Source organism: Rhodoferax sp. (genome assembly GCF_028689305.1).
Classification (GTDB): Bacteria; Pseudomonadota; Gammaproteobacteria; order Burkholderiales; family Burkholderiaceae_C; genus Rhodoferax.
Map to the genome: position 1 here is coordinate 1 of NZ_JAQTWM010000142.1, position 5,445 is coordinate 5,445.

The window sequence follows — 5,445 nt, forward strand, 5'->3', positions numbered from 1 at the left end:
GCCAGCCGCTGGCGCACCCGCCGGAAGTCCCGGGCCGAAGCAAAGCCGCAGGCTTGCGCCAGCCGTTCCTGTGACAGATTGGGCTGGCTGGCCTGCAACTGCTGGGCGCGGGCCAGGCGCAGCTGCTGCTGGTAGGCCACCACGCTGATGCCGGTGTGCTGCACAAACAGGCGGCTCAGGTGGCGCGGACTCACGCAGGCCTGTTGTGCCAGTTCGGTCAACGTCCACTTGCGCTGGGGTTCGCGCGCCAGCGCGTCCTGCGCCCGGTGCACCGCCGGATGCATGTGGTTGCGGTGGCTCAGCCAGGGAGAGAGTTGCGGGTCATGGCTGCTGCGGCGCTGGTACACCACCAGGCGGCGCGCCACCCGGGCGGCCAGCTCAGGCCCGGCGCTCTGCTCCACCAGGTACAGCGCCAGGTCAATGCCGGTGGTGATGCCGGCACTGCTGAGCACCCGGCCATCGTCGACAAAAACCCGGTCCGCCAGCACGATGGCGTGTGGTGCTGCGGCCTGCAGCTCGGCAATCAGGCTGTGGTGGGTGGTGCAATGCCGCCCGTCCAGCCAGCCGGCCTGGGCCAGCAGCAGGGCGCCCGAGCAAATGCTGGCCAGACGGGTGTCGCTGCGGGGGGCGGTTTGCAGCCAGCGCACCACCTGCTGCGCGGCGTCGGTGGTGTAGTCGGCCGCGTCCTGGCTGTTGCCGACCACCACCACCAGACTGCGGGGTGGCAGTTGCGCTGGCAGCGGCGCCAGGGCGCACACTTCGGTGCCCAGCGAAGTGTGGATGCGGCTTTGCGGGCCGCAGGTGTGCAGGGTGAGCGGGGCACCCATGTCGCGCGCCATGCGCAGCGCTTCAGCCGGGCCCACATAGTCCAGCATCAGCACGTTGGGGGTGAGCACCAGGTAGACCGACAGCGGCGGCTGGTTCACGGCGCGCGCGCCAGCCGGGCCAGCAGCGGGCCGCCAAACACGTTCACCAACAGGCCGGCCATCAACAGGGCCCCACCGGCAAAGTGGATCGGGCGCAGCGCTTCACCAAACACCAGCCAGCCGGTGCTCAGGCCTACCAGTGGCACCAGCAGGGTAAAGGGCGCCACGCGGTTGGCCGGGTAACGCGCCATCAAGTGGGTCCACAGGCCATACCCCAGCAGCGTGGCCACCCAGGCCAGGTAGGCAATGGCGGCAAACGCGCCCAGGTCCAGGTGCTGCATGGCACGCAGCATCGCCTGCGGCCCTTCGAGCCAGGCCGAGAGGGCCAGGAACGGCAGCGGCGGCACCAGGCTGGCCCAGACCACAAACGCCAGCTGGTTCATCGGGCCGTAGCGGCCAACGGCGCGGGTGACGATGTTGCCGCAGGCCCACATCACGGCGGCTGCCACGGTGAGCAGAAAACCCGCCAGCGGCATCGAGACACCGCTGGTGCCGTCTCCGTGGGCGCTGCCAATCAGCGCCAGCCCCACTGCAGCCAGCAGCAGGCCGGCCATCTGGTTGGCCCGCCAATGCTCCTTGAGCCACCACGCGGCCAGCAGCATGGTGAAGAACGACTGCGATTGCAGCACCAGCGATGCCAGTCCCGAGGGCATGCCGACATGGATGGCGCTGAACAAGAAGGCGAACTGCCCGACCGAGATGGTGAGCCCATAAGCCAGGTACAAGCGCAGCGGCACCTTGGGCGGTTTGAAAAACAGCAGCGCTGGAAACGCCGCCAGCATGAAGCGCAGCGCGCCCAGCAGCAGCGGCGGGATGCCGACCACCCCGATCTTGATGACGGCAAAGTTCACCCCCCAGACCAGAATCACCAGCAGGGCCAGGCCCAGGTCTTTGGGGCGCATCGGCGTGGTGGCGCTCATGGAGTGGTCCTCACGGGGCAGGTGGGGCGTGGATGCAGGGCGTGGTTTTGACTGGATGCGGACATAAAGAGACAGATCGTGAGAGTGTGTCAAAAGCGTGATGCTAAGGGACCTGGTGCTTGGGGAAAAGGCCACCAGCGGTCAATGAGCGGACAAAAAAAGCCATGTTGCCATGGCTTGATGTACCAATGTCAGATCAACACCATCAGCACCACGCGACGGTTTTTTGCCCGCGCCTTGCTGTCTTTGCCGGGCACCGCCGGCTGGCTGCTGCCGTAGCTGATGACGTTCATGCGGTGCAAGGGAATGCCCGCCGTGTGCAAATAGTCACGCACTGACTCGGCGCGTTGCAGGCCGAGCTGCTTGTTCGCGGCGGTGCTACCGGTGCTGTCGGTGTGGCCCTGGATTTCGATATAGACGTTGCGGTTGTCGGCCTTGAGTTTCTGGACGAGACCGGACAACACCTGCTCAGCGGCCTTGTCCGGTTTGGCACCACCCGGGGTAAAGTGGATCTGCTCGTCTGTCATGGTCACCTGATGGATCAGCTTGCCTTCCGCCAGCCGGTGGGCGGCGTTGGCCCGGTCCAGTGCTTCCTGCGCCAGCCGGTGCGTCGCGCCCAGGCTTTCTTCGGCTTTGCCCAGTCGGCTGTCCTGGCTGGCGGTTTTGGCTTCCAGGCTGGTGGTGCGCTTGTCCAGGCTGGTCAGGCGGGTGTCCATGCGCAAAAACTCGCCCTGGGTACGCGTGCTGAGTTCGGCGGTTTGTTCATTCACGTAATCCTTGGTGGCACAGCCCGTCAGCAGGACGGCCAGTCCCAAACCCGGCAACAGTTTTTTCAACATATCCTCTCCTCATGGTCAACATCAACGGGGTCAGACAGGGGCCTGCGTGACCGCTGCCAGTATCTCACCGGGCCGGCCCCTGTGGGCCGCCGTGTGCGCCACCGGCTCCCCCCTCACGTGGGGCTTTTTCGCATCAGGGTGCTTTTGCCAAACAGCGAGGCCAGCAGGTCCACCGCCACTTCGGCGGTGCGGTTGCGCACATCCAGCGCCGGGTTGAGCTCCATCACGTCCAGCGACGCCAGCCGCCCGGTGTCGGCAATCATTTCCATGCACAGCTGGGCCTCGCGGTAGCTGGGGCCGCCGCGCACGGTGGTGCCCACGCCGGGGGCGATGTCGGGGTCAAGAAAATCCACGTCAAAACTCACGTGCAGATGGGTGTTGGCATCGACCAAGGCCAGCGCCAGCTCCATGGCGGCGCGCATGCCCATTTCATCAATGAAACGCATGTCGAACACGTCCAGCTCGGCTTCATGCACCAGGTGCTTCTCACCCTCGTCCACACTGCGGATGCCGATCTGACGCACCCATTTGGGCAGGATGGCCGGCACGTGGCCCCCCAGGCTGGTCAGTGCCTGCGGGCCCAGGCCACACAGGCAAGCCACCGGCATGCCGTGCAGGTTGCCACTGGGGGTGAGGGTGTGGGTGTTGAAGTCGGCATGGGCGTCCAGCCATAACACCCGCAACTTCTTGCCGGTTTCGCGGCAACGGCGCGCCACGGCGCTGATGGAGCCCACGGCCAGGCAATGGTCACCGCCCAGCAGCACGGGCAAACGGTCCTGGCGCAGCTCGGCATAGACCGCGTCATGGACGGTGGTGTTCCAGGCCACCACCTCATCCAGATGCCGGTAGCCGTCCACCGGGGCCAGCCAGGGGTTGTGCGGGCCGCTCAGGTTGCCGCGGTCGAGCACCTGCAGGCCTTGTTGTTGCAAGACCGCCATGATGTTGGCCACGCGCAGGGCTTCGGGCCCCATGCTGGCGCCGCGGCTGCCCGCGCCAATGTCGGTGGGGGCGCCGATCAGGCTGATCTGGTGGTTCATGGTGTGGCTCCCGGTGGGTGGGTCAGGTGCGTTCGATTTTCCACGCCAGTGCGACGGATGTGGTGGTTTTGAGCACCCCCTCCAGGTTGCGGATTTCATCCAGCAGGGTGTTCAGCCGCACCGCCGACTCGGCGCGCAGCAGCAGCACGTAGTCGAACTCACCGCTGACGGCACACAGCTGGCGCACCTCGGGCATGCGTTCAAGCCGGGCCTCGATGCTGCGTCCGGCCTTGGGGCTCACGGTCAGGCCAACAAAGGCCTGCAGGCCCTGGTTCAGCACGTCCTGTGCCAGCTGCACGGTATAGCCGGCAATGATGCCATCGCGCTCGAGCCGGTTCAGCCGCGACAACACCGTGGTGCGGGCTGTGCCCAGCTGGCGCGCCAAGTCGGCGGCGGAGGCCCGGGCGTTGACTTGCAGCAGGGCCAGCAGCTCGCGGTCAAGGGCGTCGCGCAGGGCGGGTGGCTGGGGCAGGGGGCTGGTTGGCATGGAGATGGTGTTGACGATTTGACATATTTAAACACGTTTTGACAGTTATAGCGGCTTTTTCGTCATAACAACATGCTGTTGTGACTGAAGGCACCTCTAGACTTTGTGCGTTGATCACATTACCAAGTACCAAGGAGAACGTCATGCGTGTTGTTTTGATGGGTGCCGGCCACATTGGCCAGACGATTGCCAGCCTGTTGTCGCAAAGCGGGGACTACCAGCTCAAGGTGGTGGACTGCAGTGTGGTGGCGCTCAAGGCCTTGTCACACCTGGCCGTGGAAACCGCGCTGGTAGACACCAGCAACGCTGACGAGCTGCAGGCCTGCATGCAGGGTTTTGATGCGGTCATCAACGCCTTGCCCTACCACCTGGCCCTGACGGTGGCGACCCAGGCCAAGGCCGTCGGCTGCCACTACTTTGACCTGACCGAAGACGTGGCGGCCACCCGCGGCATCATGGCGCTGGCCGACGGCGCCAGCACCGCGTTCATGCCTCAGTGCGGGCTGGCGCCGGGTTTCATCGGCATCGTGGCCAATCACCTGTGCCAGAAGTTCACCCGCCTGCATGAAGTCAAGATGCGGGTGGGCGCCCTGCCGGCCTTTCCGACCAATTCGCTCAAATACAACCTGACTTGGAGCGTGGACGGCTTGATCAACGAATATTGCCACCCCTGTGAAGCCATCCGTGATGGCAGCATCATCGAGGTGCTGCCGCTGGAAGGGTTGGAACACTTTTCGTTGGATGGCACCGAGTACGAAGCCTTCAACACCTCGGGCGGCCTGGGCACCCTGTGTGAAACCCTGCAGGGCAAGGTACAGACGCTGGACTACAAAACCGTGCGTTACCCGGGCCATTGCGACATCATGAAAATGCTGCTGCAGGAGCTGGACATGAAGTCGGACCAGGAAAACCTCAAGGCCATCCTGCGCAAAGCCATCCCGCTGACCATGCAGGACGTGGTGCTGGTGTTTGTCACCGTCAGTGGCGAATGTGAGGGCAAGTTTGTGCAGGAAGTGTTTGCCCGCAAGATTTTTGCCGACCGCTCCGAGGCCAACCCCATGAGCGCCATCCAGATCACCACCGCCGCTGGCATTTGTGCTGCCGTGGACCTGTTCCGTGAGGGAAAATTGCCGCAGCAGGGCTTCATCCGGCAAGAGCAGGTGGCGTTGCCGGACCTGCTGGCCAACCGCTTTGGCAGTGCCTACCAGCAGTCGCGGCAGGTGGAGTCGATTGGTT

At 64.8% G+C, this 5,445-nt stretch carries 6 protein-coding genes; 1 reads left to right on the plus strand and 5 read right to left on the minus strand.

What is annotated here, in order from left to right; genetic code table 11:
* From PHW99_RS17850 to PHW99_RS17870, 5 genes are all read right to left on the minus strand, one after another.
* Positions 1–926, minus strand: a 926-nt coding sequence (locus PHW99_RS17850; RefSeq protein WP_300180867.1) for a DJ-1/PfpI family protein, incomplete at its 3' end; no start/stop codon positions are given.
* Positions 923–1,846: an EamA family transporter gene (locus PHW99_RS17855; protein ID WP_300180869.1), complete on the minus strand. Its 924-nt coding sequence runs from the start codon at positions 1,844–1,846 to the stop codon at positions 923–925. The genes PHW99_RS17855 and PHW99_RS17850, both read right to left, overlap by 4 nt.
* A gap of 191 nt (positions 1,847–2,037) precedes the next feature.
* Positions 2,038–2,685, minus strand: a complete 648-nt coding sequence (locus tag PHW99_RS17860; protein ID WP_300180871.1) for an OmpA family protein — start codon at positions 2,683–2,685, stop codon at positions 2,038–2,040.
* A 113-nt stretch (positions 2,686–2,798) separates the two neighbouring features.
* Complete coding sequence (gene rocF / locus PHW99_RS17865) at positions 2,799–3,722, minus strand: arginase (RefSeq protein WP_300180874.1); 924 nt, start codon at positions 3,720–3,722, stop codon at positions 2,799–2,801.
* A gap of 22 nt (positions 3,723–3,744) precedes the next feature.
* On the minus strand, positions 3,745–4,209 hold the full coding sequence (locus PHW99_RS17870; RefSeq protein ID WP_300180877.1) for an Lrp/AsnC family transcriptional regulator: 465 nt from the start codon (positions 4,207–4,209) through the stop codon (positions 3,745–3,747).
* 143 nt (positions 4,210–4,352) lie between these two features.
* Here PHW99_RS17870 and PHW99_RS17875 point away from each other — a divergent pair.
* Positions 4,353–5,445 (plus strand): saccharopine dehydrogenase C-terminal domain-containing protein (locus PHW99_RS17875; protein ID WP_300180879.1); only part of this gene is annotated, 1,093 nt, incomplete at its 3' end.